This window comes from Duganella sp. Dugasp56, from assembly GCF_047304105.1.
Taxonomy (GTDB): Bacteria; Pseudomonadota; Gammaproteobacteria; order Burkholderiales; family Burkholderiaceae_D; genus Rugamonas; species Rugamonas hordei.
Genome location: NZ_JBGLYQ010000002.1, coordinates 105,210 through 118,647, shown reverse-complemented (window position 1 = coordinate 118,647; position 13,438 = coordinate 105,210). Strand labels below are relative to the sequence as shown.

Below are 13,438 nucleotides of genomic sequence, written 5' to 3'. Positions count from 1 at the left end.
AACATGTCGATTTGATGCGTGCTGCTTCGTCGTAGAGGTAGAGTGACGATTCACTCGCTTCAACCCACATCAAGGAGATCACCATGACTGCAAAAGTAGATGCCATTCCAGAAGGTATGCACAGCGTCACCCCGCACCTGGTTTGCGAGGGGGCGGCCGACGCCATCGAGTTCTACAAGAAGGCCTTCAACGCCGTCGAAACGGCGCGCATGCCCGGCCCGAACAACAAGTTGATGCACGCCGCCGTCAAGATCGGCGATTCCATCGTCATGCTGGCGGACGATTTTCCCGACTACGGCGGCCTCGGCCCGAAAGCGCTGAAGGGCAGCCCGGTCACGCTGCACCTGTACGTGAAGGATGCGGACGCCATCTTCGCCCAGGCGGTGGCCGCCGGCGCCACCGTCAAGATGCCGATTGCCGACATGTTCTGGGGCGACCGCTACGGCCAGGTCACCGATCCGTTCGGCCACCACTGGTCGATCGCCACCCACATCAAGGACATGACGCCCGAAGAAATGAACGAGGCGATGAAACAGCAAACCCCGCCTTGCGAATAAGGAGACCGTCATGCGTTTCATGATTATCGTAAAAGCCACCGAGGATTCCGAGGCCGGCAAGATGCCGAGCACCGAGCTGCTGACGGCGATGGGCAAGTTCAACGAGGAGCTGGTCAACGCCGGCGTGCTGCTGGCCGGCGAGGGTCTGCATCCCAGCTCCAAGGGGGCCCGCATCCGCTACGACGGCGCCAGCCGCACCGTCATCGACGGCCCGTTCTCCGAGACCAAGGAATTGATCGCCGGCTTCTGGCTGATCCAGGTGAAATCGAAGGAGGAGGCCATCGAGTGGATGAAGCGTTGTCCGAACCCGATGGAAGTGCCGTCCGAAATCGAGATCCGCCAGGTGTTCGAGATGGAGGATTTTGGCGAAGCCGCCACACCCGAGGTGATCGCGCAGGAAGAAGCCTTGCGTGCCCGCCTGTGATGCTGCTACCTTAGCCGTAACAAAAACAGGAGCATTCCATGGAATTCATGATACTGCGCCGGGCCAACCAGAACACCGAACGCGGCCAGCAGCCGCCGGCGCTGGAGCCGGGAATCTTTTTACGTCCGAGCGCCGAAGCGGTGCGGCTGGTGCGCCGCGACGGCGTATGGAGCCAGAGCCAGGGGCCGTTCTCGCCCAAGGAGCTGGTGGCCGGCTTTACGCTGATCGAGGCCGAGTCGCGCGAGGATGCGATCGAGCAGGTGCGCTGGTTTCCGCTGTTCGACAGCGGCGCAGTCTATGAAATCCGCGACCCCGGCTGCCCTGGCGGCTGCGTCGGCTTCGATGATCGCGGCACGGCGGCGGGCACGCTGCCGCGCCGCGACGAAGCGCTGACGCGCTACGTGGTGTTCATCCGTTCAGACGCCGACATGGAGGCCAACAGGGTGCCGCCGGCGGAAGTCATCGACGTGATGAACGCCTACAACGAAGCGGGCGTGCGCCAGGGCGTGCTGCTGGCGGGCGAAGGACTGCGCGGTACGTCCAATGCCGCGCGGGTCCACTTCGCCAATTCGAAGACGACGGTGGTCGACGGCCCGTTCACCGAGGTGAAGGAACTGATCGCCGGCTACTGGATGCTGCAGGCGGCGTCGATCGACGACGCCATCGCCTGGGCCAAGGCCTATCCCTATCCCAGCCCCGGCGACCTGACGCTGGAGATACGCGAAGCCTGCGAGCGTATCGCCCACCAGGAATTTACCCCGGAAATGCGCGCCGCCGAGGAACGCCTGCGCGCCGAGCTGCTGGAGACGGGCCTGCGCGAAGCCTTCAGCAAAAAATCCCGTGCCCGCCAAGGTTGACAAGGTCGTCGAGGCGGTCTGGCGGATGGAGTCCGCCAAGATCATCGCCGTGCTGGCGCGCATGCTGCGCGACGTCGGCCAGGCCGAGGAGCTGGCGCAGGACGCGCTGGTGCTGGCGCTGGAGCGCTGGCCCGAGACCGGCGTGCCCGATCAGCCGGCCGCCTGGCTGACCGCCGTGGCCAAGAACCGCGCGCTGGACGTGCTGCGCCGGCGCCAGATGCACCAGGAAAAAGAGGCGGAACTGACCTACGAACTGGAGGGCGTGCTGCAGGACGCCTCGCCCGACCTGGATGCGGCGGTGGCCGACGCGCTGGAAAACGACATCGGCGACGACCTGCTGCGCCTGGTGTTCGTGGCCTGCCACCCGGTGCTGCCGACCGAAGGCCGCGTGGCGCTGACCTTGCGCATGCTGGGCGGCTTGAGCACCGAGGAAATCGCCCGCGCCTTCCTGGTGCAGGAATCGACGGTGGCGCAGCGCATCGTGCGCGCCAAGCGCACGCTGGCCGAAGCCAAGGTGCCGTTCGAGGCGCCGCGCGCGCACGAGCTGGTCGAGCGGCTGGCGTCGGTGCTGCAGGTGATCTACCTGATTTACAACGAAGGCTATTCCGCCAGCGCCGGCGCCGACTGGATGCGGCCCACCTTGTGCGAGGAGGCGCTGCGCCTCGGCCGCATCCTGGCCGAACTGGTGCCGGGCGAGCCGGAGGTGCACGGACTGGTGGCGCTGATGGAGATCCAGTCCTCGCGCGCCCGCGCCCGCGTGAATGCCAAGGGCGAGCCGATACTGCTGCTGGAGCAGGACCGCGCGCGCTGGGACCAGATGCTGATACGGCGCGGCCTGGCCGCGCTGGAGCGCGCCGCGCACACCGGCCGTGGCCTGGGGCCGTATGGCCTGCAGGCGGCCATCGCATCCTGCCATGCGCGGGCGCGGACGGCGGCCGACACCGACTGGGGCCGCATCGCGGCGCTGTACGACGCCTTGTCGCAGCTGGCGCCGTCGCCTGTGGTGGAACTGAATCGCGCGGTGGCGCTGACCATGGCCTTCGGACCGGAGGCGGGGCTGGAGGTGGTCGATGGATTGATGGATGTGCCGGCGCTGAGGAACTATCACCTGCTGCCCAGCGTGCGGGGAGATTTCCTGGCCAAGCTGGGGCGCCACGACGAAGCCCGCATCGAATTCCAGCGCGCGGCGGAGCTGACGCAAAACGAGCGGGAACGCGCGCTGCTGCTGGCGCGCGCCGGCGCTAAATGAGCCGGGCCTGGAACCAGGCCAGCGCGTCCTCCCACAGCGGCTGCGCCTTCGCCTTGAAGTAGCCCATATGGCCTATGGCGCCAACGCCGGCGCGCGCGGGGTCGATGGTGACGGCGGTGACGCTGGCGTTGCGGTAGCCGGCCATGAAGGCGTCGCGCGAGGCGGGGCGTGCCCACAGGTCGTCCAGCGCGTTGACGGCCATCACCGGCATGCGCACGCGGTCGTAGCTGGCGCGGATGCCGTGCATGTCAGGATCGTCGAAGAAGTAGTGCGGGTAGCGGCACCAGCCTTTCCATTGACGGTAGACGTCCAGCGGCAGGTCTTCGCCCATGCCCAGTTTGCTCCACGCCAGATAGCCCTTCCAGCGCGTCAGTATCGGGCCGGCGATGTTCCACATGATCCAGACCTTGATGCGTTCCAGCGGTGGCATCCAGCCGTGCCAGCCGGCGCCGGTGGCGAACAGGTAGCAGGCGGCGATCTTGTGCTGGTTAGGCAGCAGGCCGAGCGCGTGGCCACCGTAGGAATGGCCGATCATGAACAATGGCAGCCCGTCCTGCTTGCTGGCGTCCATGTGCTCGACGGCGGCGGCCAGGTCGAGACGGCCCCAATCCAGGTAATCCATCTTGAAGCCCTTCAGCGTGGCCGGGCGCGACAGGCCGATGCCGCGATAGTCCAGCGTCAGCACGCGGTAGCCGCGCGCCGCCGCGAACTCGGCGAAGCGGCGGTAGTAGCCCTGCGGCACGCCGGTGGCGCTGGCGACGATCAGGTGCGCGCGGATGTCGCCGGCGGCGGGGTAGAGCGTGGCGGCGATCGGGTAGCCGTCGGCGGCCTTGAGCATGAGTTGCTGTTTGATCATTACGGTTTTCCTTGGAGTTGTGCGCGCAGCAGGGGGAACAGGGTGGCGCTGACCAGTTCCATCGGCGCCACGCTGCCGGCCACGCGGGCTTGCAGCAGGGCGCCCTCGTAGGCCGCCACGATCAGCGCGGCCAGGCCGCCGGCGTTGGCGATTTTTCCGGAGGCCTCGAAGGCCTGCGCCAGCCGATCGCGCACGGCGGCAAAGCCGTCCGACAGCGCCTGCCGGATCGCGACATCGTCGACTTCCGATTCGAGCGCCACGGTGGCCAGCGGGCAGCCGCGCTGGAAACCGCTGGCGGCCAGCAGTTGCTGCGCCTTGCTGGTCCACAGTTCCAGCGCGACCACCGGGTCGGGCGAGGCGGGCAGCAGCTTGTCGAGCAGGGCGCACAGGTCGGCCACCTGCTGCTGGATGGCGGCCACCGCCAGTTCGGTCTTGCCACCGGGAAAATGATGATAGAGGCCGCCCTTGGGGGTGTCGGCGGCGGCCAGGATTTCGCTGATGCCGGCGCCATGCAGGCCCTTGCGCTGCAGCGCATCGCCCATGGCACGAATCAGCCGGTCTCGGGTGGGTAAAGTAGTCATGTCATGGACTGTACAGACCGGTCGGTCTGCTGGCAAGTGAAAAATCCGGGGTCAGAGCTGACATTTGGACACGGGCTCAGCCGTAGCGCCGGCTACGGCTGAGCCCGTGTCCAAATGTCAGCTCTGACCCCGGATTGTTTAGAAGGTGGCTTCGAGGATTTTTACCAAGGATTCGATGCCGTCGGCGTCGGTCTGGTCGAAGCGGTTCGGCAGCGGGCTGTCGAGGTCGAACACGCCGACGATCTCGCCGCCGGCGCCGCGCACCGGCACCACCAGCTCCGAGCGGGAGTTGACGTCGCAGGCGATATGGCCGGGGAAGGCGTGCACGTCCGGCACGACGATGGACTTGCCTTCGACCACGGTGGTGCCGCAGACGCCGCGCCCCTTCTTGATGCGGATGCAGGCCGGCTTGCCCTGGAACGGTCCGAGCACCAGCTCGTCGCCCTTGAGGAAGTAGACGCCGGCCCAGTTCAGGCCCGGCATGCTGTTGAACACCAGCGAGCTGAAGTTGGCGGTGTTGGCGATCAGGTCGCTCTCGCCGTGCACCAGGCCGCTCAGTTGCGAGCGCAGGTCGCCAAACATGGCGATCTTGGCTTCGGGGGAGTCGGTGCTGTAGGCGGTGTCGCTGAGGGTGAAAGTCATGGTTTTCTTCTAAGAAAAAATTCGCTAAGCCGATATGGTAGCCGTTTCGGCGCCGGCGCGCTGCCGGTCACGCCAGCGTTTCGCCGGCCAGGCGCCGCAGCAGGGCGGCGGCGGGATGGTCGTCGGCGACGATCAGGCCGAGGCCGGCCGCCAGCTCGTCCCCTTCCTTCAGCTTGCGGTAGGCGATGCCGGGGCGGCGGATGGCGGCGAAGGAGGCCGGCAGCAGCGCCATGCCCTTGCCGGCCGCCACGTCGCTGAGCAGCACGTGATGATCGTGCGGCTCCAGCAGGAAGCGGGGCGCGAAGCCATGCTTGCGGAACACGGCGTGGCAGTGGTCGAAGAAGGCCGGCTGGCGCGCCCGTTCGAACCAGTACACCGGCTGCTCTTGCAGGTCGGCCAGCGCCAGGCTGCGGCGCCGGGCCAGCGGATGGCGGCTGGCCAGCGCGACCAGCGTCGGCTGTTTTCCCAGTTCCAGCACAGGCAGGTCGAAGGTCTTGGTCGGCAAGGCGATGACGGCCGCGTCCAGCCGCCTCGCGCGCAGGCGGGCGACCAGGCGCGGCGAGGCGTCGAACAGCACATCCAGCGCCACGGCGCCGCCGGTCGCCGCCGACAAGCTATCGGTGAAGGCGCGGAACAGGTCGGACTCCATCGACGAGGTCAGGCCCAGCCGCACTTGCTGCCGCATGCCGGGCTGGCGCGCCTGCAGCGCCAGTTCGGCGTCGTCCAGCAGCGCCAGGATGCGCAGCGCGCGCGGCAGCAGGTCGGCGGCGGCCGGCGTCAGGGCCACGTGCTGGGTATCGCGCTCGAACAGCTTGACGCCCAGCCGCTCCTCCAGCTGCCGCACCGCGCGGCTGAGCGGCGGCTGCGTCATGTGCAGCTGCTCGGCGGCCTGGCGGAAGTTCAAGCACTGCGCGACGGCGACAAAGATCTGCAGCGCGTGGGTATCGAGTTTTCTCATGATACTGAAAAGGTATCACGATTTTTGACATTCCGCCGCCGGCCGCGCGCGCCTAGACTGGCTTCATCACTCACCAACTGGAGCACATCATGAAACTACCGCGCATGGGACTGGGCTGCATGGGCATGTCGGAATTCTACGGCGCCACCGACGACGCCCAATCGCTGGCCACGCTGGAGGCCGCGTACGAGGCCGGCGTTACCCTCTACGACACCGCCGACAGCTACGGTATCGGCCACAACGAAGAACTGCTGGGCCGCTTCTTGCGCGGCAAACGGCAGCAGGTGACCGTCGCCACCAAGTTCGGCCTGGTGCGCCGGGCCGGCAGCTACGAGCGCCGCGTCGACAACACGCCGGCCTACATCCGCGCTGCTTGCGAGGCGTCGCTGCGGCGGCTGGGCGTCGAGCATATCGATCTATACTATATACACCGTTTCAACCTGGCCGAAATGCCGCTGGAAGATACCATGGGCGCATTGGCCGACCTGGCACGGCAGGGCAAGATCGGCGCCGTCGGCGTGTGCGAAGTCTCGCCGGCCACGCTGCGCCGCGCCGCCGCCATCCATCCCATCGCTGCCGTGCAGAGCGAGTACTCGCTGTGGACGCGCGATCCGGAGGACGGCGTGCTGCAGGCCTGCCGCGACGTCGGCGCCGTGTTCTGCGCCTACAGCCCGCTGGGCCGGGGCTTCCTCACCGGTACCGTCGCGCCGCTGGAGGACGGCGACTTCCGCAAGCTCAGCCCGCGCTTTGCCGAAGCCAACCTGCAGGCCAACCAGCGCATCGCCGGCATCGTGCGCGACCTCGCCGCCGGGAAGGGCTGCACGCCGGCGCAACTGGCGCTGGCCTGGCTGCTGGCGCAGGGCGAGGACATCATTCCCATCCCCGGCACCAAGCGCATCCCTTACCTGCTGGAGAACCTGGGCGCTTTGCGGATACAGCTGAGCGCCGCCGAACTGGCCCGCATCGACGCCGCGCTGCCGCCGGGGATGGCCGCAGGCGAGCGCTATCCGCAGGAAGGCATGAAGGGCTTGAATGCATGAGAGCAGTCGAGGCCGCTATTCCTAACGACTCCTAGCCGTTTTCCGAGGCACTCCTACGATATTTGTAGGCACCCTCCGATGGCGCGTCAGCGCGACCCGCGATACTCTGGTTGGCAGTGCGCCGTGCTTCCAGACCGGCGCTTTTGTTGACCAAAGAAAACGGATTCGCTATGCCGACCAGAAAAAAGAACGTAGTCCTGCTGCGTCAGGGGAAGCACAGGTTATCGTCAAGTGCGGACAGAACCGTGCCGGGCGGACCGCCGAGGCTGTCACCGGAAATCGAGGCCATGCTGATGATTGGTGACGAGCATGTTTTAATCAACCAGGAAATGGATGAGAATATCGGCTTCATGACGGAATTTATCGAGCCTGTGTGATCTTGGTGCGGTGACGGACAGAGAAGACATTCCGCGAACACTACAATCGGGCATCGAATTTCGAAAGCAGCCCATGTCCGATATGGTGGTAGTGCGCAAGGAAGGCTTGTACTGCGTCCCCGGCCGGTTTTATATCGATCCATGGCGTCCAGTGGAGCGCGCCGTGATCACGCACGCCCATGGCGACCACGCGCGCGGCGGCCATCAACACTATCTGACGGCGGCGCCCGGCGTGCGCATCATGCAGTCGCGGCTGGGGCCGATCTCCGTCGATGGACTGGCCTACGGCGAGCGGGTCACGCACAACGGCGTGACGCTGTCGCTGCACCCGGCCGGTCATGTGCTGGGCTCGGCTCAGGTTCGCATGGAATACCAGGGCGAGGTCTGGGTGGCGTCGGGCGACTACAAGATCGAGCCCGACAGCACATGCGCGGCCTTTGAACCGGTGCGTTGCGACACCTTCATCACGGAATCGACCTTCGGCCTGCCGGTGTATCGCTGGCAGCCGGAGCGCGAGGTGTTTGCCGACATCAACGAATGGTGGCGTGCCAACGCCGGGCAGGGCCGCGCCAGCGTCATGCAATGCTACAGCTTCGGCAAGGCGCAACGGATATTGAGCGGACTCGATCCGTCCATCGGCCCCATCATCTGCCACGGCGCGGTGCAGGCCCTGAACCAGGTCTACCGTGACGAAGGCGTGGCGCTGCCGCCCACGGTGATGGTGACCGACGTGCCCAGGGATGCCATCGGCAGCTCCATCGTCATCGCGCCGCCGTCGGCGGCCGGGTCGCCGTGGATCAAGCGCTTCGGCGACTTCAGCGACGCCTTCGCCAGCGGCTGGATGCAGCTGCGCGGCGCGCGCCGGCGGCGCGGCGTCGACCGCGGCTTCGTGCTGTCCGACCATGCCGACTGGCCGGGGCTGATGCAGGCCATCGCCGCCACCGGCGCGCAGCGCGTGATCGTCACGCATGGCTCGATACCGGTGCTGGTGCGCTGGCTGCAGCAGCAGGGCTTGCAGGCAAGCGGCTTCGATACCGAATATGGCGACGACGAGGCGGACGAGTCTGTCGCAGCCCCGCCGGACGGAGGCAGCGATGCATGAATTCTCCCGTCTCTATGCGGAGCTTGACGAGACCACGGCCACCAGCCGCAAGCTGGCCGCGTTGCAGGCGTATTTTTCCAGCGCCGCGCCGCAGGACGCGGCCTGGGCCGTCTACTTCCTGGCCGGCGGCAAGCCGCGCCAGGCCGTGCCGACCAAGCTGCTGCGCCAGTACGCCATCGAATACTCGGGCCTGGACGACTGGCTGTTCGACGAGTGCTACCACGCCGTCGGCGACCTGGCCGAAACCATCGCGCTGATCCTGCCGCCGCCGTCCCAGCACAGCGGGATCGGCCTGGCCGACTGGATCGAGCTGGCCATCGCCCCCCTGCGCGGCGCGGCGCCGGAAGCGATCCGCGCCGCGCTGTTCCTGTACTGGGACCAGCTCGACACGCGCGAACGCTTCCTGCTGACCAAGCTGATCGGCGGCGGCTTCCGCGTCGGCGTGTCGCGCCTGCTGGTGACGCGAGCGCTGAGCGCCGTCGCCAAGGTGGACAGCAAGGTGCTGGCGCAACGCCTGATGGGCTGGACCGATGGCAGCGTCAGCCCGACGGCGGCCGGCTTCCTGCAACTGATCTCGGCCCACAGCGAGGACGAGCACGCGCAGCGCGGCGGCCAGCCCTATCCGTTCTTCCTCGCCCACGCGCTGGAGCGCGACCCCGCCACGCTGGGCCAGCTGGCGGACTGGCAAGTCGAATGGAAGTATGACGGCATGCGCGCGCAACTGGTCAGCCGCGGCGGGCAGAACTGGATCTGGTCGCGCGGCGAGGACCTGATCACCGAACGCTTTCCCGAACTGGCGGCGCTGCGGCTGCCGGATGGCGTGGTGATCGACGGCGAAATCCTGATCTGGAACGGCCACGCCCCGGCGCCGTTCGCCGACCTGCAGAAGCGCATGGGGCGCAAGCAGGTCTCGGCGCGGCTGCTGGGCGAGCTGCCGGCGGTGATGGTAGCCTACGACCTGCTGGAGCTGGATGGCCAGGACCTGCGCCACCTGCCGCAGTCCGGCCGGCGCCAGCTGCTGGAAAAGCTGGTGCGCAAGCTGCAGGGCGCGCCGCAGCTGCGCCTGTCGCCGCTGATCGCGGCGGAAAGCTGGGAACAGCTGGCGGAAATCCGCAACGAGTCGCGCGAGCGCGGCGTCGAGGGCATGATGTTGAAGGCTGTCGACGCGCGCTACGGCGTCGGCAGGACCAAGAGCGAAGGCACCTGGTGGAAATGGAAGATCGATCCCTACAGCGTGGACGCGGTGCTGATCTACGCGCAAAGCGGCCACGGACGGCGCGCTTCGCTGTACACCGACTACACCTTTGCCGTGTGGGACGCCGATACCGACGGCGAGCGCAAGCTGGTGCCCTTCGCCAAAGCCTATTCCGGCCTGACCGACGCCGAGATCGCGCAGGTCGATACGGCCATCCGCAAGACGACGATAGAAAAATTCGGGCCGGTGCGCAGCGTCACGCCGAGCATGGTGTTCGAGATCGGCTTCGAGGGCATCGCCAGTTCGCCGCGCCACAAGTCCGGCATCGCCGTGCGCTTCCCGCGCATCCTGCGCCGGCGCGAGGATAAATCGATAGAGGATGCGGACACGCTCGACGTCTTGAAAAGCCTGCTGGCGGCGCCATGAAGGGCGAGGGGGCGGTCGAGGCATGGTTTGCCGCGCGCGGCTGGCGCGTGTTTCCGTTCCAGCGCGAGGTGTGGGCTGCGGCGGCGCAAGGCCGGTCCGGCCTGCTGCACGCCAGCACCGGCGCCGGCAAGACCTACGCCGTGTGGTTCGCCGCCCTGCGGCGCGCCGCTGCCGCGAACAAATCCAGGGCCGGCCTGCGCGTGCTGTGGATCACGCCGATGCGCGCGCTGGCCGCCGACACCTTGCGTGCGCTGGAACAATCGGCCGCCGACCTGGCACCGCAATGGCAGATCGAATCGCGCACCGGCGACACCTCGTCGGCCCAGCGCGCGCGCCAGAACAAGCGCCTGCCCGAAACCCTGATCACGACGCCCGAAAGCCTGACGCTAATGCTCAGCAAGGCCGACGCACGCGCGCAGTTCGCGCAGCTGGACATGGTGGTCGTCGACGAATGGCATGAGCTGATGGGGAACAAACGCGGCGTGCAGACGCAGCTGGCGCTGGCGCGGCTGCGCTTGTGGAATCCGGCGCTGCTGGTATGGGGCTTGTCTGCCACGCTGGGCAACCTGGCCCGCGCGCGCGAGGTGCTGATGCCGGACGGCGTGATCGTCGAAGGCCATGTGGCCAAGGAGATCCGCGTCGACACGCTGATACCGGAAAATCCGTCGCGCTTCCCGTGGAGCGGCCATCTCGGCATCCAGATGCTGGCGCCGGTCATCGCCGAGATCGAGCGGCACGCCGCCACGCTGGTGTTTACCAACACGCGTTCGCAGGCGGAGCTGTGGTACCAGCACCTGCTCGATGCGCGGCCGGATTGGGCCGGCTTGATCGCGCTGCATCACGGCTCGCTGGACAAGGAAGTGCGCGATTGGGTGGAGCAGGGCTTGAAGCAGGGCCAGTTGAAGGCGGTGGTGTGCACGTCGAGCCTGGACCTGGGCGTCGATTTCCTGCCGGTGGAGCGCGTGCTGCAGATCGGCAGCGCCAAGGGCATCGCGCGCCTGCTGCAGCGGGCCGGCCGCAGCGGCCACGCGCCGGGCCGCGTGTCGCGCCTGACGCTGGTGCCGACGCAGAGCATGGAGCTGCTGGAGGCGGCTGGCGCCAGGCAGGCGGTGGCCGCGCGCGACATCGAAGCGCGGCAGGTGCCGGAAAAGCCGCTCGATGTGCTGGTCCAGCACCTGGTGACGATCGCGCTAGGGGGCGGCTTCCGCTCCGAAGCCCTTTACGCGGAAGTGCGCAGCGCCTGGTCGTACCGCGATCTGAGCGAAGAGGAATGGCAGTGGGCGCTGGACTTCGTCGCGCGCGGCGGCCAGGCGCTGACCGTCTATCCCGAGTACCGGCGCGTGCTGCAGGATGAGGAGGGCGTCTACCGCGTGCCGGACGTGGCGCTGGGCAGGCGGCACCGCATGGGCATCGGCACCATCGTGTCGGAATCGTCGCTGCAGGTGAAATACGTCAGCGGCGGGCGTTTGGGTAGCGTCGAGGAATCGTTCATCTCCCGTTTGCGCCAGGGCGATCACTTTCTGTTCGCAGGCCGCGTACTCGAATTCGTGCGCCTGCACGAGATGACGGCCTACGTGCGCCGCGCCACCGGCGCGCGCGGCGCGGTGCCGCGCTGGCAAGGCGGCAAGATGCCGCTGTCGTCGGAACTGGCGCACGCCGCGCTGGAGCAACTGCGCCTGGCGGCGCACGACCGCTACGACGGCCCCGAGATGCAGGCGCTGCGACCGCTGCTGGCGATCCAGCGGCGCTGGTCCGCATTGCCGACGCCGGATACCATGGTCGTCGAGAGCATGCAAAGCCGGGAGGGCTGCCATTTGTTCGTCTACCCGTTCGCCGGCCGCGCGGTGCATATCGGGCTGGCGTCGCTGCTGGCGTGGCGCGTCGGCTGCATCATGCCGGTGACGTTTTCGATCGCCGTCAACGACTACGGCTTCGAGCTGCTGGCGCCGCAGCCGCTGGACTGGGCGACGCTGTTCGGCGGCGAGCGCGGCGACCAGGTGCCGCTGCTTGGCACCGGGCGCCTGCTGGAGGACGTGCTGGCCAGCCTGAACGCGAGTGAGCTGTCGCGGCGCCGCTTCCGCGAGATCGCCCGCATCGCCGGCCTGGTGTTTCAGGGTTATCCCGGCCAGCCGAAAAGCGCGCGGCAGCTGCAGGCGTCGTCGTCGCTGTTCTTTTCGGTGTTCAGCCAGCACGACGCCGGCAACCTGCTGCTGACGCAGGCGCAGCGGGAAGTGCTGGAGCAGGAACTGGAGCTGGGCCGCCTGCGCGCCACGCTGGAGGAGCTGCATGGCCGCGCCATCAGCTTCAACGCCGTCAAGCGCGCCACGCCGTTCGGCTTCGCGCTGATGGTGGAGCGCTTCCGTGAAAAGCTCAGCACCGAGAAACTGTCGGACCGCGTCGCCCGCATGGTGCGCGAACTGGAAAAGGCGGCCGGACCATGAAACGCGAAGACCACGCGGCCTTGCCGCTGCAGCTGGCCGGAGAAGAGGTGCTGCTGCTGGCGCAACGGGCGCTGTACTGGCCGCGCGAAAAGATGCTGGTCGTGGCCGACATCCATTTCGGCAAGGCGGCCTCGTTCCGCAAGCTGGGTGTGCCGGTCCCCGGCGGTACCACCTCGGCCAATGTCGCCGCGCTCGATGCGTTGATCGCGGCCTGCGACGTGCGGCACATCATGTTCCTCGGCGACTTCCTGCATGCGAAGGCGGCGCATGCCGACGCCACGCTGGCCGTCATGCTGCGCTGGCGCCTGCGTCATCCGGCGCTGCGCCTGACGGTGGTGCGCGGCAACCATGACGCCCACGCCGGCGATCCGCCCGCCGCGCTGGATATCGCAATGGTCGACGAGCCGCATGTGCTGGCGCCGTTCGCGTTCTGCCATCATCCGGACATGCTGGTGCCGTCCTACGTGCTGGCGGGCCATGTGCATCCGCTGTACCGCTTGCGCTGCGGCTGGGAGTTGCTGACGCTGCCATGCTTCCTGATCGGCGACACGCGCATGGTGCTGCCGTCGTTCGGCGCCTTTACCGGCGGCCACGCGGTGGCGCCGCAACCTGCGGAGCGCATCGTTGTCAGCACTGGCGACGCCGTGTTCGAAGTGCCGGGCCCAGCGTAATTGAGTTTCGCTCAGGTGGGAAAACCGGTACCCGGAATGATCCTACAGTGCTCACTGCACAC

General features: G+C 67.5%; 14 protein-coding genes. 10 read left to right on the top strand and 4 right to left on the bottom strand.

The features are described from left to right. The first annotated feature begins 83 nt into the window (after positions 1 to 83). From ACCD07_RS01600 to ACCD07_RS01585, 4 genes are read left to right on the top strand one after another with little or no spacing between them, the layout of a single operon-like run. Positions 84 to 557, top strand: a complete 474-nt coding sequence (locus tag ACCD07_RS01600; protein WP_176654415.1) for a VOC family protein — start codon at positions 84 to 86, stop codon at positions 555 to 557. 10 nt (positions 558 to 567) lie between these two features. Then, the gene (locus ACCD07_RS01595) at positions 568 to 981 is read left to right on the top strand and encodes a YciI family protein (protein ID WP_176654416.1); all 414 of its coding nucleotides are present in this window, start codon (positions 568 to 570) and stop codon (positions 979 to 981) included. 38 nt (positions 982 to 1,019) lie between these two features. After that, the gene (locus ACCD07_RS01590) at positions 1,020 to 1,838 is read left to right on the top strand and encodes a YciI family protein (protein WP_413446297.1); all 819 of its coding nucleotides are present in this window, start codon (positions 1,020 to 1,022) and stop codon (positions 1,836 to 1,838) included. 25 nt (positions 1,839 to 1,863) lie between these two features. Further along, on the top strand, positions 1,864 to 3,087 hold the full coding sequence (locus ACCD07_RS01585) for an RNA polymerase sigma factor (RefSeq protein ID WP_413446371.1): 1,224 nt from the start codon (positions 1,864 to 1,866) through the stop codon (positions 3,085 to 3,087). Here ACCD07_RS01585 and ACCD07_RS01580 read toward each other — a convergent pair. From ACCD07_RS01580 to ACCD07_RS01565, 4 genes are all read right to left on the bottom strand, one after another. After that, on the bottom strand, positions 3,080 to 3,943 hold the full coding sequence (locus tag ACCD07_RS01580; protein ID WP_413446296.1) for an alpha/beta fold hydrolase: 864 nt from the start codon (positions 3,941 to 3,943) through the stop codon (positions 3,080 to 3,082). The two genes, ACCD07_RS01585 and ACCD07_RS01580, sit on opposite strands and share 8 nt — an antisense overlap. Next, the gene (locus ACCD07_RS01575; protein WP_413446295.1) at positions 3,943 to 4,524 is read right to left on the bottom strand and encodes a TetR/AcrR family transcriptional regulator; all 582 of its coding nucleotides are present in this window, start codon (positions 4,522 to 4,524) and stop codon (positions 3,943 to 3,945) included. Before ACCD07_RS01575 ends, ACCD07_RS01580 begins: the two co-directional genes overlap by 1 nt. 138 nt (positions 4,525 to 4,662) lie before the next feature. Further along, on the bottom strand, positions 4,663 to 5,166 hold the full coding sequence (locus ACCD07_RS01570) for a GAF domain-containing protein (RefSeq protein WP_413446294.1): 504 nt from the start codon (positions 5,164 to 5,166) through the stop codon (positions 4,663 to 4,665). A 67-nt stretch (positions 5,167 to 5,233) separates the two neighbouring features. After that, complete coding sequence (locus ACCD07_RS01565; RefSeq protein ID WP_413446293.1) at positions 5,234 to 6,124, bottom strand: LysR family transcriptional regulator; 891 nt, start codon at positions 6,122 to 6,124, stop codon at positions 5,234 to 5,236. Positions 6,125 to 6,213: 89 nt separating this feature from the next. Between ACCD07_RS01565 and ACCD07_RS01560 the strand changes: the two genes are divergently transcribed. The 6 genes from ACCD07_RS01560 to pdeM all read left to right on the top strand — a co-directional run bounded on the left by ACCD07_RS01560 (position 6,214) and on the right by pdeM (position 13,376). Continuing rightward, positions 6,214 to 7,164 (top strand): aldo/keto reductase, encoded by a 951-nt coding sequence (locus ACCD07_RS01560; protein ID WP_413446292.1) that lies wholly within the window; start codon positions 6,214 to 6,216, stop codon positions 7,162 to 7,164. Positions 7,165 to 7,310: 146 nt separating this feature from the next. Continuing rightward, complete coding sequence (locus ACCD07_RS01555) at positions 7,311 to 7,541, top strand: hypothetical protein (RefSeq protein WP_176654422.1); 231 nt, start codon at positions 7,311 to 7,313, stop codon at positions 7,539 to 7,541. A 73-nt stretch (positions 7,542 to 7,614) separates the two neighbouring features. Beyond that, entirely contained in the window at positions 7,615 to 8,643 is a 1,029-nt protein-coding gene (locus tag ACCD07_RS01550; protein WP_413446291.1) for a ligase-associated DNA damage response exonuclease, read from the top strand. Then, positions 8,636 to 10,264, top strand: coding sequence for an ATP-dependent DNA ligase (locus tag ACCD07_RS01545; protein ID WP_176654424.1), 1,629 nt, complete (start codon positions 8,636 to 8,638; stop codon positions 10,262 to 10,264). Before ACCD07_RS01550 ends, ACCD07_RS01545 begins: the two co-directional genes overlap by 8 nt. Then, on the top strand, positions 10,261 to 12,705 hold the full coding sequence (locus ACCD07_RS01540; RefSeq protein WP_413446290.1) for a ligase-associated DNA damage response DEXH box helicase: 2,445 nt from the start codon (positions 10,261 to 10,263) through the stop codon (positions 12,703 to 12,705). Before ACCD07_RS01545 ends, ACCD07_RS01540 begins: the two co-directional genes overlap by 4 nt. Further along, positions 12,702 to 13,376, top strand: coding sequence for a ligase-associated DNA damage response endonuclease PdeM (pdeM, locus tag ACCD07_RS01535; RefSeq protein WP_413446289.1), 675 nt, complete (start codon positions 12,702 to 12,704; stop codon positions 13,374 to 13,376). The genes ACCD07_RS01540 and pdeM overlap by 4 nt, the downstream gene beginning before the upstream one ends. Positions 13,377 to 13,438: the final 62 nt, after the last annotated feature.

Coding starts and splice junctions, on each gene's coding strand:
- ACCD07_RS01575 (WP_413446295.1), bottom strand. CDS start 4,524: ATGACTACTTTACCCACCCGAGACCGGCTGATTCGTGCCATGGGCGAT.
- ACCD07_RS01580 (WP_413446296.1), bottom strand. CDS start 3,943: ATGATCAAACAGCAACTCATGCTCAAGGCCGCCGACGGCTACCCGATC.
- ACCD07_RS01540 (WP_413446290.1), top strand. CDS start 10,261: ATGAAGGGCGAGGGGGCGGTCGAGGCATGGTTTGCCGCGCGCGGCTGG.
- ACCD07_RS01600 (WP_176654415.1), top strand. CDS start 84: ATGACTGCAAAAGTAGATGCCATTCCAGAAGGTATGCACAGCGTCACC.
- ACCD07_RS01595 (WP_176654416.1), top strand. CDS start 568: ATGCGTTTCATGATTATCGTAAAAGCCACCGAGGATTCCGAGGCCGGC.
- pdeM (WP_413446289.1), top strand. CDS start 12,702: ATGAAACGCGAAGACCACGCGGCCTTGCCGCTGCAGCTGGCCGGAGAA.
- ACCD07_RS01565 (WP_413446293.1), bottom strand. CDS start 6,124: ATGAGAAAACTCGATACCCACGCGCTGCAGATCTTTGTCGCCGTCGCG.
- ACCD07_RS01570 (WP_413446294.1), bottom strand. CDS start 5,166: ATGACTTTCACCCTCAGCGACACCGCCTACAGCACCGACTCCCCCGAA.
- ACCD07_RS01585 (WP_413446371.1), top strand. CDS start 1,864: ATGGAGTCCGCCAAGATCATCGCCGTGCTGGCGCGCATGCTGCGCGAC.
- ACCD07_RS01550 (WP_413446291.1), top strand. CDS start 7,615: ATGTCCGATATGGTGGTAGTGCGCAAGGAAGGCTTGTACTGCGTCCCC.
- ACCD07_RS01590 (WP_413446297.1), top strand. CDS start 1,020: ATGGAATTCATGATACTGCGCCGGGCCAACCAGAACACCGAACGCGGC.
- ACCD07_RS01545 (WP_176654424.1), top strand. CDS start 8,636: ATGCATGAATTCTCCCGTCTCTATGCGGAGCTTGACGAGACCACGGCC.
- ACCD07_RS01560 (WP_413446292.1), top strand. CDS start 6,214: ATGAAACTACCGCGCATGGGACTGGGCTGCATGGGCATGTCGGAATTC.